The sequence below is a fragment of the Pelagimonas sp. genome (assembly GCF_050633425.1).
Lineage (GTDB): Bacteria > Pseudomonadota > Alphaproteobacteria > Rhodobacterales > Rhodobacteraceae > Pelagimonas.
On record NZ_JBOEGM010000004.1, the window covers coordinates 129561 to 143839 of the forward strand.

A 14279-nucleotide genomic window follows, 5' to 3' on the forward strand; every position below is an offset into this window, starting at 1 on the left:
GCTGGCATTTTAAACTGATGTTCACCCCCAGCGCGCAAAAGTGCGATGCACGCAGGAGGATATGGAATGAGTTTGGCCTCACGTCTGGCCGATGAACGACGCGCGCGGCTGGCAGCGGAACGCCTGTTAGACCTCAAACAGAAAGAACTGTTTGAGGCCAATCGCCGTTTGGGTCAACACGCCAGACAGTTGAGCAATGAGATCAAAGAAACCCGAACTGAGGTGGCTCAGGTTCGGCAACGGCACCAGCGTGTCGTGCACGAATTGGGCGAAGCCACACAGCGCATTGAAGTTGTAACCGATCAACTGTGGAAGGCTTTGAAGTCCATTCAAGATGGATTTGCGCTGTTCGATCCAGACGGGTGTATCGAATTGGCCAATCATGCCTATCTGTCTATTTTTGACGGGATCGATGATATTGGTCCGGGGTCCAGTTATGTCCAAGTGTTGGAAGTCTTATCCGAAGAAGGACTGGTTGACCTGCAAGGCGAATCTGCCGTGTCGTGGCGGGATCATATGCTGGCGCGCTGGGAAGAACCGACGATTCCCCCGCAAACAATTCGCCTTTGGAATGGCCGTTTCATTAAAATCCAAGATAAACGACTGCCCGATGGCGGTGTTGTTAGCCTTGCGGTTGATATCACCGATCTGGCGCGCATGTGGTCCGCGGTCAACGAACTGCCGGATGGCTTTGTCATGTATGACCCCGAGGACCGGCTGCTTATGTGCAACGAGCCTTACAAAGAAATCTACAGCGCATCGGCCCCCGCGATGGAGCCTGGCACCCCGTTTGAGGAAATCCTGAGATACGGGCTTGAGCGCGGGCAATATACCGAAGCGCTTGGCCGGGAAGAGGAGTGGATCGAAGAGCGCCTCAAGCATCACCGCGCGGCCCGTTCTCAGATCGAACAGCGCTTGGAAGACGGTCGCTGGATCAGAGTCTATGAAAGCCAGACAAGCGATGGCGGGCGTGTTGGTTTGCGCATCGACGTCACGCAAATCAAAGAAGATCAGCAACGCCTCAAGGAGGCGATGAACCGGGCCGAGGCAGCGAACCGTGCAAAATCCGCCTTCCTCGCCAATATGAGCCACGAAATCCGCACTCCGATGAACGGTGTTGTTGGCATGGCTGATCTGATGATGGAAACCGATCTTTGCGAAGAGCAAAGCCTTTATGTTGATACGATCCGAAGCTCCGGTGAGGCGCTTCTTGTTATCATCAATGACATTCTCGATTACTCCAAAATCGAAGCCGAGAAACTGGTCCTACACCCAGAACCATTTGATTTAGAACGCGCAATTCACGAAGTTGTCATGCTGTTACAGCCAACAGCCCGCGACAAGGACATCGCTCTCTTGGTCGATTACGACATGTTCCTGTCGACCCGATTTATCGGCGACGTTGGGCGTTTCCGTCAAATCATGACCAATCTGCTTGGAAATGCGGTGAAATTCACCGTCGAAGGCCATGTTCTCGTGCGGGTGGTTGGCGTCGCAGATGACGAAGGTGAAACCGCCATTCACCTGACGATCGAAGACACCGGAATTGGCATTCCACCTGACAAGGTGGATCATGTCTTTGGCGAATTCAATCAGGTCGAAGATGAGCGAAACCGCAAGTTTGAAGGCACCGGTCTTGGCCTCGCCATTACCCGGCGCTTGGTGGAATTGATGGGCGGTGAAGTCTGGGCCGAATCCGAATTGGGCAAGGGGAGCTGCTTTGGATTGCGCGTCGTTCTTCCCGCCGAAGAGCCTGTGGTTTTCGACACCGCCAAATTGCCCGATCATCTAAAGAGCGTTTTGATTGTCGATGATCACAGCGCAAACCGAACGATCATGTCCAAGCAACTCGAAGTTTTGGGTCTCAAGACAGAATACTGCAAGACCGGCTCAGAAGTGATCGACCTTATGGCCACACCTCCCGACATGATGATCCTCGAGCAGGAGCTTCCTGATATGGAGGCCGTGGAGCTTGTGTCTCATCTGAGAGGCGCGGGCCATCGCATTCCTGTCGTTGTGCTGTCCGACAATCCCGGGCAAGTCAAAATCGACAATGACAAAGGCATTATTGCAGTGCTGCAAAAGCCTGTGCCGCGCCGGATTTTGTTTAGCACGTTGGAAAAAGTCGGCCCGGCGCTCCGAGCAGAGGTCGCTCCAAAGTCTGACACACCAACAGAAAAACCCGCCCAAACTGAAAATCCTGAGCTGATCCTCGATGTCATTGTGGCCGAGGACAATAAGACCAACCAATTGGTCTTCAAAAAAATGGCGGCCAGCTTCAACGTAGAATTACGCTTTGCTAACAATGGCTTAGAAGCCGTTGAGGAATACCAGAAACAGCGCCCCGACCTGATATTCATGGACATTTCCATGCCTCAAATGGATGGCAAGCAAGCCACCCGCGAAATTCGCAGGATCGAGGGGGCCGGTGATCAAGTTCCCATTGTTGCGGTTACCGCCCACGCAATGACTGGCGACAAAGAAAGCATTCTTGAAGCGGGGTTAGACGATTACCTGACCAAGCCGCTCCGCAAAGCGCATTTGGCAGAGAAAATCGCCTATTACACCAAAATTATTAAAGCCGAACGTGGGGATTAACCCGCATCTGCCGGGCGCACAAAAACCGGTTTGTCCGGTTCAGACATCTCAGGCTGATAGACATATCCGCCAAGGTCAAACCGTGTGATGGCGTCAGGGTCTACCAACCTGTTTTGCACGATAAATCGCGCCATTGCGCCGCGCGCGCGCTTGGCGAAAAAGCTGACAATCTTTGGTGACCCGTTTTTGTCTTCCATAAACTGCGGTGTGATCACTCTTGGTTTCAATGATTTAGCCGGAACTGCACCAAAATATTCCTGACTGGCGCAATTGATCAGCACGTCAGTTTGGATGTCCTCAGCCTGTGCATTTAGCGCTTTGGCGATGTGGTCGCGCCAGTATTCGTACAGGCTCCCGCCCCGTCTGGTTTTCAACCGTGACCCCATCTCAAGCCTGTAGGCTTGCATCGCGTCCAAAGGGCGCAACACCCCATAAAGACCGGATAAAATACGTAAATGATCCTGCGCCCAGGCCATTTCCGCGGCGTCCAGCGTGCCGGCTTCTAATCCCGTATAGGTATCACCAGCAAAAGCCAGCGCAGCGGGGCGCACATCTTCTGGGGCTGGCGTTTCAGAATAGGCCCGAAACCGATCCCGGTTCAGTCGGGCCAGATCGTCACTCAGGTCCATCAACCCTTTTAGGTCGCCCAATGTCAAATTGCGCATCGTTTTGGCCAAACGGTTCGCGTCGGCGGTCATTTGCGGCTCTGTCATCTCCACCTGCCGCTCGCTCCAATCCAGCCGTTTGGCCGGGGAAATCACCACCAACATCTGCGCACTCCTTTGCTTTGTTCTTGATTTAGTCCAACCCAAGGCAAAGGTCCAGTTTCGCAGCCAACCAGCGGTCATTTTTGCCAGCATTTCGCGACTCACGAGATTGCGTTACAGTACCTGCACTTTTGAAGTGTTTATTTGGAGAAGCCCAATGTCGATATTACGACTGGCCGCATTGGCCCCTTTTGCGATTGTCGCAGCAACATCTTCTGCATCCGCCTGGCAGGACACATCCTACCCTTATCCATGGAATCGCGGCTGTGACAAAGACAACTGCTATGAGCCCTATACAGCGTATCAAAACGGCCATTATTCACACTTGACCTGTAAAGATCCGCACAAATACCTCACCTATGTCGGGGACAAACTTACCTGCGTTCCCCATGCTCGGGTGGCAAAATAATCGTTTATTCGATTGTATTTAGAACATCGAGAAAGGCAGAGCCAAAGCGATCTGCCTTTTGCTCCCCCATGCCGGGCACCGCTTCCATCGCGGTCAGGTTTGTAGGTCTGGTCTTGGCAATTTTGGCCAAGGTTGCATGGGTGCAGGAAAGGTATTTCCCAGTCCCATCTTCACCACGCGCAAGCTCAACCTGCGCGGCCATCAAGGCATCATAAACCGAACCGGCATCGCTCCCTGCAAGCTTGCGGCGCGTCGGGTGAAGCGCTTCGACCGCACCGGTCATGACTTCCAAAAAGGCCGTGCCGTATCGCTCAAGCTTTTTGGCACCCACTCCGCTGATCCGCGCCATTTGGTCCAAGGTCGAAGGGCGGTTTTCGGCCATTTCGATAAGCGTTTTATCTGGAAAAATCACATAAGCTGGCGCGCGCGCCGCTTCTGCCAAGGCCCGCCGTTTCGCTTTGAGCGCAGACAACAATGGCGCGTCTTCGTCGCTCACCAGCATTTTGACCGCCGGCCGCCGCTCTGCTGCCCTGCGCACCACATCCTTGCGAAGCTGAATGCTCTGTTCGCCGCGCAAAATGGGCCGGGCTCCTTCGGTCATGACCAACGCCCCATGGCGTTCGGCATCCGGGCGCATAAGATCATGCCCCATCATCTGACGGAAAACCGCTTGCCACTGCCCTTTGGTCAAATCCTTGCCTACCGCAAAAGTCGGCAGGGTTTCATGCCCCCGCGACAGGACTTTCTCCGTTGAATTTCCAAGCAAAATATCGATTAAATGCCCAGCGCCAAAACTCTCACCTGTCCGCAATGCGGCCGACAAAGCCTTGCGAACCGCTTCGGTTCCATCAAACAATTCCGGCGGCGTGTCACACAGATCGCAATTGCCACAAGCCTCGGCCTCTTCGCCGAAATACCCAAGCAAAACCTGCCGGCGGCAGCCCTGAGCCTCTGCCAATCCGAGCAACGCGTTTAGACGCCCATGATCCGCATCGCGCCGTTCGGGTGGGGCCAAGCCTTCATCAATTTGCGAGCGGCGCAGGCGAATATCATCAGGCCCATACAAGGTGAGCGTTTCCGCCGGGGCGCCGTCACGGCCTGCGCGGCCAATTTCCTGATAATAGGCCTCAATACTCTTGGGTAGGTCAGAATGTGCGACCCATCGGATGTCAGGCTTGTCGACCCCCATGCCAAACGCAACCGTCGCCACAACAATCAGCCCGTCTTCGCGCGCGAACCGTGTTTCAACCGCCCGCCGATCCTCGGCTTCCATTCCGCCGTGATAAAAACACGTGCTGTGGCCCTGCTCACCTAATGCCCGCGCCAAAGTTTCGGTGCGCGCCCGCGTTCCGCAATAGACAATCCCCGATTGGCCTTTGCGCGCTGCGGCGAAATTCAAAATCTGTTTGCGTGGATTGTCTTTGGGTTGGAATGCAAGGTGGATATTCGGCCGATCAAAGCCGCGTAGAAACGAATTTGGCGGCTGGCCGTCAAACAGGCGTGTAACGATTTCCTCTTGGGTTTCCGCATCGGCGGTGGCCGTGAACGCCGCCAAAGGCACATCCAGCGCGCGTCGAAGCTCTCCTATACGGAGGTAATCCGGTCGAAAATCATGGCCCCATTGGCTCACACAATGGGCTTCATCCACCGCAATGAGCGACACCCCCGCCTGCAACAGCATCCGCTGAGTACCAGAATTGGCAAGCCGCTCCGGTGCCAGGTACAGCAATTTCAGCTCGCCGCGATGCAACATATCCCAAACGGCGTCAGTCTCTTCTTGGGTATTGCCCGATGTCAGCGCTCCGGCCGCAACCCCCGCCTCTCGCAACCCGCGGACCTGATCGCGCATCAGGGCAATCAGCGGCGAAATCACCACTGTCACACCTTGGCGCATCAAAGCAGGCAATTGAAAACAAAGCGATTTACCGCCACCAGTTGGCATAATCGCCAACACGTTTTCACCCCGCAGCACGGCTTCCACTATTTCACCCTGACCGGGGCGAAAGGCGTCAAATCCAAAGACATCTTTCAACAGTGCCGCACTTGGCACGGTGTCGTCGCGTGGCATGCTGAACCTGCGTTCTTATACTATATCTGCTCTTATCCCGACATTCTCATACTAAGATTCGGTGAATCAAGCCCAAACGCACAGGTTTCTTACGGTGAAAAACGCCCCGAGGTGGCCGGGCGGCATATCGCCCAGCCTGGAAAACCCTTCAAGCCTTAGAAAGAATAGAAAAATCCGGCATTGTTGGCCAACACGATCCGAATGATCATCAAACCAATCAACGCCACCAAGGGCGCAAGGTCGAGCCCGCCCATCGGTGGCAGAACCTGACGAATGCGCGAATACACCGGCTCAAGGATCCGGTTCAGCCCATCCCAGATCTGTGCGACCAGCGGTTGGCGAAGGTTTAGAACCTGAAAATTGATCAACCAGCTCATGATCACATGAGCGATGATAAAGAACCAAGCGATGTCCAACAAAAGCGTCAGAATCTGAAACAACGACTGCATTATGGGGCCTCTTTGAATAACACGCCCAACACCTAAGCACGCCAGTACAAAAGCGCAAGTTTGCCGCTAGGTTGTGGTTGACGCGCGGTGAAAGACGCTGCACCTGAACCAAATAGTTCAGGAGCACACCATGTATCCATTTATTCGAATGATCAAAGGCATGTTGGTTAACCGCAACGCCCCCAAAATCGACCTGTTGGACACCCACATCTCGCATCACATGTGCTGGCCATGGGACATTGATCTCTGGATGGAACTGAACAACGGTCGCACCTTGACGCTCTATGATCTTGGCCGCCTGCCCGCGGGTGGGCGCGTTGGAATGTATGGCCCGATGAAGGCCAACAACTGGGGCATGACAGTTGCCGGGTCGGTCATCCGATATCGCCGCCGCGTCCGTATGTTTGAAAAGTTCGACATCCGCACCCGGCTGCTCGGCTGGGACAAACGGTTTATCTATATGGATCAAAGCAGTTGGAAAACCGATGGCGACTGTGCGAGCCATGTTGTCTTGCGCATGGCCCTGACCGACAAAACCGGCATTGTTGATCCTCAAAAGATGATGGACCTGCTCAAACCCGGCACATCTTCGCCTGATTTGCCCGAATGGGTGCAAAAGTGGAAGGAGGCTGAAGACTTACGCCCCTGGCCACCGATTAAAACCGACCCATGAAGTCCTTGGGTCTCGACCCGCACTTGAAGTCCGACATTTAAAGACCGGCTGGCGTTAGGAAATCCTTGCCAGCCCGCGTCGAACAGGATTCTATGCGCGCAAATGGGCGGGACACGGGCGGGACAATGGCAGACACATCACTTCGCAAGCGCATCTGGGGGTGGTTCTTTTTCGATTGGGCCTCGCAACCGTATAACACGCTGCTGTTAACCTTCATTTTCGGCCCCTATGTCAAAGACGTCATGGGCGATGGCACCTCGGCGCAGGCGGCTTGGGGATTTGGCATCGCTGCGGCGGGCATTGTAATCGCCATTCTCGCGCCGATCCTTGGGGCGATTGCCGATACTGGCGGGAACCGGCTGCGATTTATCTGGGGGTTTTCAGCGCTTTACGTGCTCGGATCGTCCATGCTCTGGTTCACGGACCCTGTTGATTTTAACCTCTATTCCACGCTGTTTTTCTTTGCGATCGGCCTGATTGGGATGGAGTTTGCGACGATCTTTACCAACTCAATGCTGCCTGACCTTGGCCCGCGTGAAGAAATCGGCCGTATTTCGGGCAATGGCTGGGCCTTTGGGTATCTGGGCGGGCTGATCACACTGGTCATCATGCTGACCCTGTTGGCCGAGAACAAAACGACCGGAACAACCCTAATTGGCATTGATCCCCTCTTTGGCCTAAACGCCGAGGCCCGCGAAGGCACCCGCGCTGTCGGTCCGCTCACTGCCCTTTGGTATGTGATCTTTATGGTGCCATTTTTCCTCTGGGTGCGTGACCCGCGCCAACACCCGGCCCCCAAAGGTGCCGTTCGCAAAGCCTTGCACCAACTGTGGAAAACCATCACGTCGCTGCCCAATCACCCCTCGCGTTTTGCCTATCTTGGATCGTCGATGTTTTACCGCGATGCGCTGAACGGCATGTACACTTTTGGCGGCATCTATGCGGCAGGTGTCTTGGGGTGGTCCGTGGTTGATGTGGGTGTCTTTGGCATTCTCGCCATCATTTCTGGCGCGGTCTTCGCTATGATTGGTGGGCATTTGGATGACCATTTCGGCCCCAAACCTGTCATCACCACCTGTGTTTGGATCTTGATGGGTGTCGGCATTGGAATCATCATGATCCGCCCCGACAGCCTGTTTGGCATCGCTTTGCCCGCCGGGTCCAACCTTCCTAACATCGCCTTTTATATTTTCGGCGCAACCATTGGCGCTGCTGGCGGGGTCATTCAATCGGCGTCACGCACGATGATGGTCCGTCAGGCCGATCCCGAGCGAATGACCGAAGCCTTTGGCCTCTATGCGCTTTCGGGCAAAGCCACCTCATTCCTCGCCCCGCTCTCGATCGGCATCGTCACAACGCTGACGGGTTCCCAGTCGCTCGGCATCACTCCGCTTATCGGGCTTTTCGTCATCGGGTTGGTTCTGCTACGCTGGGTACAGCCGGACGGAGATTGATTGGTATGTTGAGAATTTTGATTTTGCTGACGTTAATCGCAGGCCTGTCTGCCTGCGGCAGCGACCGGGACAGACCGCGCAAAAACAAAGCAAGCGCAACGCCGACTGTGCGCAATATTGATCCGATCCTTTCGACCAAACAGGCGAAACAGCTTTTTGGAGCCAAGGTCTCGGCCAGCGCTCAATCCGCGGCCCCTTTTGGCAGCTACGCCAAAGGGTGTCTGGCTGGCGGTGAACAACTGGCGGAAACCGGCCCGACCTGGCAGGCCATGCGCCTGTCGCGCAATCGCAATTGGGGTCATCCTGTCTTGCTCGATTATGTCCGCGACCTAAGCCGCAAAGCCGCACGGCAACCGGGTTGGGAAGGGCTGTATTTGGGTGACTTCAGCCAACCTCGCGGGGGGCCGATGCTCACAGGGCATCGCAGCCACCAAATCGGCCTCGATGCAGATATCTGGCTGCGTCCGGCAAACGATCTAAACCTGACCGTAAAAGAGCGTGAAAACATCTCTTCGATTTCGATGCGGCGGTCTTCTGGTGCCTTTACCAACAACAATTGGACCCGCGCCCATCACGAAATCCTCAAAGCTGCGGCCAGTGATCCGCGCGTCGCCCGGATTTTTATCTTTCCCGGTGCCAAGGTGCAGATGTGCAAAGACGCAAAAGGCGACCGGGCCTGGTTGCGCAAAATTCGCCCATGGTGGGGGCATCATTACCACTTCCACGTGCGTCTGAATTGCCCCAAGGGCACCAAAGGCTGTGTAAACCAAAACCCGATCCCCAAGGGGGATGGCTGTGCCGAGGCGCAGGGTTGGGTTGACCGCATTCTCAACCCGCCGCCGCCAAAACCGCGCGACCCCAATGCCCCGAAACCAAAACCGCGCCGCGAATTGACATTGGGTGATTTGCCCAACGCCTGTTCTGCCGTGCTGTCGTCCAAGTAAGATATGAACGTCCGGTCTTTGCGAAAAATTCCCGCCCTGGCGGCGGCATTGCTTGCGGCTTGGGCACTTGCCGCCCCTGCTGCTGCGCCCCATGCTGTGCAATTTGTTGGAAGCTATACCTGGCCCGCCTCTGCCCATCATTTGGGTGGGTTTTCAGGGCTTGAACTGGCGGATGACGGCAAGACCTTCACCGTGATTAGCGACCGAGGCGATCTCCTGACCGGAACGTTTAAGCGACGTGATCGCAAGATCGCTGGCCTGTCCACCAGTGCGGCGACACGGCTGACAGATCACAAAGGCCGGGCGCTCAAGGGCTGGAAAACGGATTCCGAAGGGTTGGCCATTCGACCCGACGGGCGTGTTTTCATCTCCTTCGAAGGCGAGCACCGTGTTTGGGCCTATGGTGGCACACAGAAAGAAGCCACCCGCCTGCCCCAACACCAAGCTTTTCGCTCTCTGCAGGGCAATTCGGGCATCGAAGCGTTGGCGATCAACGCCAAGGGGCATCTCTTTGCGATACCGGAACGTTCCGGCAAACTGACCCGCCCGTTTCCCGTTTGGCGCTTCAACGGCAAAGGCTGGAGCCAGCCGTTTTCGCTGCGCCGTTCAGGTGGCTTCCTGCCGGTCGGGGCCGATTTTGGACCGGACGGTATGCTCTACCTGCTTGAACGCGAATTCACCGGCATCGGATTTCGTTCTCGCGTGCGTCGCTTTGATATCGACGGGGCCAAGGTCAAACGCGAAGAGACCCTGTTTGAAACCGGCGTCTGGCGGCATGACAATCTCGAAGGTCTCTCGGTTTGGCGCGACAGCTCTGGTGACATTCGGCTGACAATGATCTCGGACGATAACTTTCGCACACTGCAGCGCACTGAATTTGTCGAATATCGGGTGCTTAAAAACTAATCTCTTGCGCCATTGCGCCGCTGTCTGTAAACGCCGCCTGTCCGAATGACTCGGGCCAAGTCCCCGCAACCTTGCAAAAACGGGTCCATACATGACACGCACGCATATCCCTGGCATTCTTGCCATGGCGGCCATCGTTCTGGCTTCCAACATCCTCGTCCAATTCTTGTTCGGCAACTGGCTGACATGGGGCGCCTTCACCTATCCGCTGGCCTTTTTGGTCACTGACCTGATGAACCGCATTTACGGCGCCCAAGCGGCCCGAAAAGTGGTTTTCGTCGGTTTTGTCGTTGGCGTTCTGTGTTCGCTGGCCGGCACGCAAATCATGCTTCAGGGTGATGGTTTCACCTATCCGGCCGTCACGCTGCGCATTGCAATCGGCTCTGGCCTTGCCTTTCTGACCGCTCAGTTGCTTGACGTTGCCATCTTTGATCGTCTGCGCGACGGCAAATGGTGGCGCGCGCCGCTGGCCTCCACTCTGGTTGGCTCAACGCTCGACACCGTGATTTTCTTTTCCATCGCGTTTTCGTCGCAACTCATCGCGCTTGAGCCGGGCAACGATGTCAGCTGGGCTAATGAAGCCTTGCCTTTGCTTGGTGCCGGTCCTGTCGCCCCGCTTTGGATGTCTCTGGCTGTGGCGGACTGGATGGTCAAACTCAGCCTTGCCCTGATCGCCTTGATCCCGTTCAAAATGATCGTTTCATGGGCGCTTGCAAAAAGAACTACTGCTTGATGCAAAGAAAACACTTTGTGGTTTTCTAATCCCGTGGCAACATCATCTTGAGGCAACACAATTGAAACCAAGTTTCGATACGCTTGTCTCATCGCGTTTTATACAGCTGAAAGGAGGTGATCCAGTGATTAGAGAACCATTGGAGAAGGGTGCAGGAACAGTGCGAGGGGTCGAGCTCTAGGGTAATTCCGGGCAACAGCCTATCAAACTGGCGAGCAGCCTAACCGGCCCCCGCCTCCGTATTCTCGAAGGGTCGTCCCACGGGCGGCCCTTTTAGCATTCAGCAGCCTATCTCGGAGCGTTTCGATGCTGCAAATCAACGACAATATCACCATCGAAGACTGGGAGCTGACCGAACAATTTGTTCGCTCAAGCGGTCCGGGTGGGCAAAACGTGAACAAAGTCTCCACTGCGGTTGAATTGCGGTTTGAGGCCGAGCGTTCCCCAAATCTACCCGCTCCTGTCAAAACACGGTTGCGCAAATTGGCTGGACGCCGGTGGACCAACGAAGGTGCGTTGATTTTACAGGTCGAAGAAACCCGATCTCAGGCCCGCAATCGCGAAATTGCCCGCCAGCGGCTGATTGAACTCATCCAAAAAGCATTGCACAAGCCGAAACGCCGCATTCCGACGCGCCCGACGCTCGGGTCCAAGAAGCGCCGCCTTGCCAGCAAAAAGGCCCGCGGCGACGTGAAATCTCTGCGCGGCAAGGTTGATCCAACCGATTAGAACCGCTCTAGCAGCCGGTCCAAATAATCCCGTTCAATTTCAGGGCGCTCTGCCTCGCTTGAACGACGGCGAATTTCGTCCAACAATTCCTCGGCACGGCGATACACATCTTCACCTTGCAGCAGGCCTTCATCGGTGTCTGCGCGGCCCGAATTGCCCTGGCTCCTGCCAAGAGGATCGCGCTGTTCACCCGGATCACCGCCCTCTGCAAACCCTTGCTGGCCTTGCTGTTGCGCACGCTGTTCGGCAATTGCTTCACCCAGCGCCCGCATACCATCGCGCAGCGCTTCCATCGCTTCGGATTGCTGATCAATGGCTTCAGCCAAATCACCCTCGCGCAGTGCATCTTCGGCCCCGTCCATCGCACGGTCTGCATTTTCCAATGATTGCGCCGACCGCTCTCCGGCCTCGGTTCCTTGGCCGGGAAGATTGCGCCGCTGTCTGTTGAGTTCGTCGCGCAACGCCTGTTGGCGATCCGCCAATTCCTGTTCCAAGCCTTGCTGGCCTTGGCCTTGACCTTCGCCACGCTCGCGCGCTTGGCCCTGACCGGGTTGCTGATCGCCCGGCTGACCTTCACCTTGGTCGCCTTGCTCTTGGCCTTGTTGCTGACCGTCTTGACGTTGCCCCTGATTGAACTGGTCCTGCAGGTCGCGGAACGCCTCGTCCGACAACTCCTGTTGATCACGAAGCGTATCCGACAGTTCATCCATCGCCCGTTCGCCCGGCGATTGTCCGCCTTGGCCTTCGGTGACCTGCATATTCTCCATCATTTCCTGAAGCTGTTGCAGCGCTTCCATCGCCTCGGCCATGCGACCCTGTTCCATCAGCTCCTGAATGCGATCCATCATGCGCTGCAGATCATCCTGCGACATCTCAATCGTGTTCTCAGGATCACCTTGTTCGCCCGGCTCTTCATTTTGACGGTTTTGACGGGCCAGCTCGCGCATGTAATCCTGCGTCGCTTCGCGCAATTCTTGCATCAGTTCGGCGATTTCTTGATCCGACGCGCCATTCTTCATCGCCTCTTCCAGCCGCTCTTGCGCCCGCTGCAACCGCTCAAGCGCATCTTTCAGATCGCCTTCTTCCAGTTCGACAGCCAACTCCCACAATGCCTGCGCCAATTCGTTTTGCGCGTCGTCACTCATCACATCCAGCGCTTCCAGCTTGGCCAGAACCGCGCGAAGCGATCTATGTGCCTCATCTTTGCGAAACACGTCATCCGGTCGGTTGGAAATCGCCCGAAGCAATTGCGTGATCACGTCTACATTTTGCCGATTCCACAAAAGTGCCTGACGTTGTTCGATCACAGCCGCGGCCATCGGATCGAAAAAGCGCCGTCCGGGCAAAGTGATCAGCTCGGGCTGTGTCCGCGCGGTTTGCCCCCGGCCATCGGTGACACTTAGCTCAAGCCGCACCGGTAAATTGGCCCATGGATGCTGCGAAAAGTTCCCGCCCAGCGCTTCTTTGAAATCTGCGCGACTGCCGGACACGGGCATCGGAAGGGGCACATTGATGTCCTCTAACGGCTCTGGGGCCAATGCGCGTCCATACCGGCGGTCCACCTCGTCCAAAGCCAGCACAATGCGGGCCTGCCCGGCTTCGACGCCAAAGTCATCCAAAACCGCAAACGGAATCTGCGCGGCACCATCATAGGCAACTTCAATCTCGCCATCGCGGGTGATCAGGGGCGGCGTGTCCGCAACCATGGCAACCTGCCAAGCGCGGCCATTTGGCCCTTCGATTGCCAACCGGCCAGCTTGAGCCACTTCAAAATCATGTGCGGTGTCCTTGGCCTCTTCGACGGTCAAAATGCGCCCAGACACCGTTTCAGCGACCGACAAGGCCCCCACTTCGCCATACATGCGTAGCGTCACCGAAGCCCCTTCGTGCACCTCTAGGTTTTCTGCTGTAATATCATTGAGATAAACCGTCGGAAGACGTGTATATCCGGGCGGGGACACCCAGCCTTCCCAGCTGGGCCCTTGCGCCAATTCCGGCCCGCCAACGCCCATATTGGTCACCGATTGCACCCGCACAAACGACCCAAACAAAAACGCCACAGACAATGCCAGCACCGCCACAAACCGCAACGCATAGGGATCGGCCCTGGCCACACGCAAATCGGGGTCAACCGCTTTGGCGTCTTTCAATCTGTCGCGCATCCGGCTTTGGTGCGCCGTCCAAACCGCCATCGACGCTGCATCGCCGGGCCCAATCGCCGGGCTGTCCATCGCCGCTTGGATCGGATTGCCTTTTAACGAACGATCCAGCCGCAACACCGCGTCATCCTGTGACGGCCAATGAAACCGGCGAAGCCCACGCGCACAGGCCCACAGCGTCAAGCCAATCAGCACAACAGCGCCCGCCCAAACCCATTCAACCGCAACCAAATCCTGCAGTCCGAGCATCAAAATCGCCAGCGCAACAAACAGCACCGACCAAAGCGGCCACCACGCGCTCACGATCCGTTCGGCCACAAGCCCGGCGTGTGTGAGCGCCAAAGGCCAGCGAATCCTGCGCTTTAAATCTGTATCAAACTTCGCGGCCAT

General features: G+C 56.1%; 12 protein-coding genes. 8 read left to right on the plus strand and 4 right to left on the minus strand.

What is annotated here, in order from left to right:
* The first annotated feature begins 66 nt into the window (after positions 1–66).
* Complete coding sequence (locus ACRBB0_RS02550; RefSeq protein WP_431372827.1) at positions 67–2598, plus strand: response regulator; 2532 nt, start codon at positions 67–69, stop codon at positions 2596–2598.
* Here the strand turns inward: ACRBB0_RS02550 and yaaA are convergent.
* The gene (gene yaaA, locus ACRBB0_RS02555; RefSeq protein WP_431372828.1) at positions 2595–3368 is read right to left on the minus strand and encodes a peroxide stress protein YaaA; all 774 of its coding nucleotides are present in this window, start codon (positions 3366–3368) and stop codon (positions 2595–2597) included. The genes ACRBB0_RS02550 and yaaA overlap by 4 nt on opposite strands.
* A gap of 154 nt (positions 3369–3522) precedes the next feature.
* Here yaaA and ACRBB0_RS02560 point away from each other — a divergent pair, with 154 nt between their 5' ends.
* Entirely contained in the window at positions 3523–3774 is a 252-nt protein-coding gene (locus ACRBB0_RS02560) for a hypothetical protein (protein ID WP_431372829.1), read from the plus strand.
* A 4-nt stretch (positions 3775–3778) separates the two neighbouring features.
* On the opposite strand, the gene recQ is transcribed toward ACRBB0_RS02560, so the two are convergent.
* The gene (recQ, locus tag ACRBB0_RS02565; RefSeq protein ID WP_431372830.1) at positions 3779–5842 is read right to left on the minus strand and encodes a DNA helicase RecQ; all 2064 of its coding nucleotides are present in this window, start codon (positions 5840–5842) and stop codon (positions 3779–3781) included.
* Between the two features lie 155 nt (positions 5843–5997).
* Complete coding sequence (locus ACRBB0_RS02570; protein ID WP_431372831.1) at positions 5998–6291, minus strand: YggT family protein; 294 nt, start codon at positions 6289–6291, stop codon at positions 5998–6000.
* 130 nt (positions 6292–6421) lie between these two features.
* Here ACRBB0_RS02570 and ACRBB0_RS02575 point away from each other — a divergent pair, with 130 nt between their 5' ends.
* From ACRBB0_RS02575 to arfB, 6 genes are all read left to right on the plus strand, one after another.
* The gene (locus ACRBB0_RS02575; RefSeq protein WP_431372832.1) at positions 6422–6964 is read left to right on the plus strand and encodes an acyl-CoA thioesterase; all 543 of its coding nucleotides are present in this window, start codon (positions 6422–6424) and stop codon (positions 6962–6964) included.
* 125 nt (positions 6965–7089) lie between these two features.
* Positions 7090–8418: an MFS transporter gene (locus ACRBB0_RS02580; protein ID WP_431372833.1), complete on the plus strand. Its 1329-nt coding sequence runs from the start codon at positions 7090–7092 to the stop codon at positions 8416–8418.
* A gap of 5 nt (positions 8419–8423) precedes the next feature.
* Positions 8424–9362: a penicillin-insensitive murein endopeptidase gene (mepA, locus tag ACRBB0_RS02585; RefSeq protein WP_431372834.1), complete on the plus strand. Its 939-nt coding sequence runs from the start codon at positions 8424–8426 to the stop codon at positions 9360–9362.
* Between the two features lie 18 nt (positions 9363–9380).
* On the plus strand, positions 9381–10268 hold the full coding sequence (locus ACRBB0_RS02590; protein WP_431372835.1) for an esterase-like activity of phytase family protein: 888 nt from the start codon (positions 9381–9383) through the stop codon (positions 10266–10268).
* A gap of 91 nt (positions 10269–10359) precedes the next feature.
* Complete coding sequence (locus tag ACRBB0_RS02595) at positions 10360–11001, plus strand: queuosine precursor transporter (protein ID WP_431372836.1); 642 nt, start codon at positions 10360–10362, stop codon at positions 10999–11001.
* Between the two features lie 306 nt (positions 11002–11307).
* Complete coding sequence (gene arfB, locus ACRBB0_RS02600) at positions 11308–11730, plus strand: alternative ribosome rescue aminoacyl-tRNA hydrolase ArfB (protein WP_431372837.1); 423 nt, start codon at positions 11308–11310, stop codon at positions 11728–11730.
* Here arfB and ACRBB0_RS02605 read toward each other — a convergent pair.
* On the minus strand, positions 11727–14279 hold the full coding sequence (locus tag ACRBB0_RS02605; protein WP_431372838.1) for a TIGR02302 family protein: 2553 nt from the start codon (positions 14277–14279) through the stop codon (positions 11727–11729). The genes arfB and ACRBB0_RS02605 overlap by 4 nt on opposite strands.

Bases quoted from the DNA above. Each gene is read 5' to 3' on its own strand.
- ACRBB0_RS02550 (WP_431372827.1), top strand. From the start codon at position 67: ATGAGTTTGGCCTCACGTCTGGCCGATGAACGACGCGCGCGGCTGGCA.
- ACRBB0_RS02605 (WP_431372838.1), bottom strand. From the start codon at position 14,279: ATGGCCGCGAAGTTTGATACAGATTTAAAGCGCAGGATTCGCTGGCCT.
- ACRBB0_RS02595 (WP_431372836.1), top strand. From the start codon at position 10,360: ATGACACGCACGCATATCCCTGGCATTCTTGCCATGGCGGCCATCGTT.
- mepA (WP_431372834.1), top strand. From the start codon at position 8,424: ATGTTGAGAATTTTGATTTTGCTGACGTTAATCGCAGGCCTGTCTGCC.
- yaaA (WP_431372828.1), bottom strand. From the start codon at position 3,368: ATGTTGGTGGTGATTTCCCCGGCCAAACGGCTGGATTGGAGCGAGCGG.
- ACRBB0_RS02580 (WP_431372833.1), top strand. From the start codon at position 7,090: ATGGCAGACACATCACTTCGCAAGCGCATCTGGGGGTGGTTCTTTTTC.
- arfB (WP_431372837.1), top strand. From the start codon at position 11,308: ATGCTGCAAATCAACGACAATATCACCATCGAAGACTGGGAGCTGACC.
- ACRBB0_RS02570 (WP_431372831.1), bottom strand. From the start codon at position 6,291: ATGCAGTCGTTGTTTCAGATTCTGACGCTTTTGTTGGACATCGCTTGG.
- recQ (WP_431372830.1), bottom strand. From the start codon at position 5,842: ATGCCACGCGACGACACCGTGCCAAGTGCGGCACTGTTGAAAGATGTC.
- ACRBB0_RS02575 (WP_431372832.1), top strand. From the start codon at position 6,422: ATGTATCCATTTATTCGAATGATCAAAGGCATGTTGGTTAACCGCAAC.
- ACRBB0_RS02560 (WP_431372829.1), top strand. From the start codon at position 3,523: ATGTCGATATTACGACTGGCCGCATTGGCCCCTTTTGCGATTGTCGCA.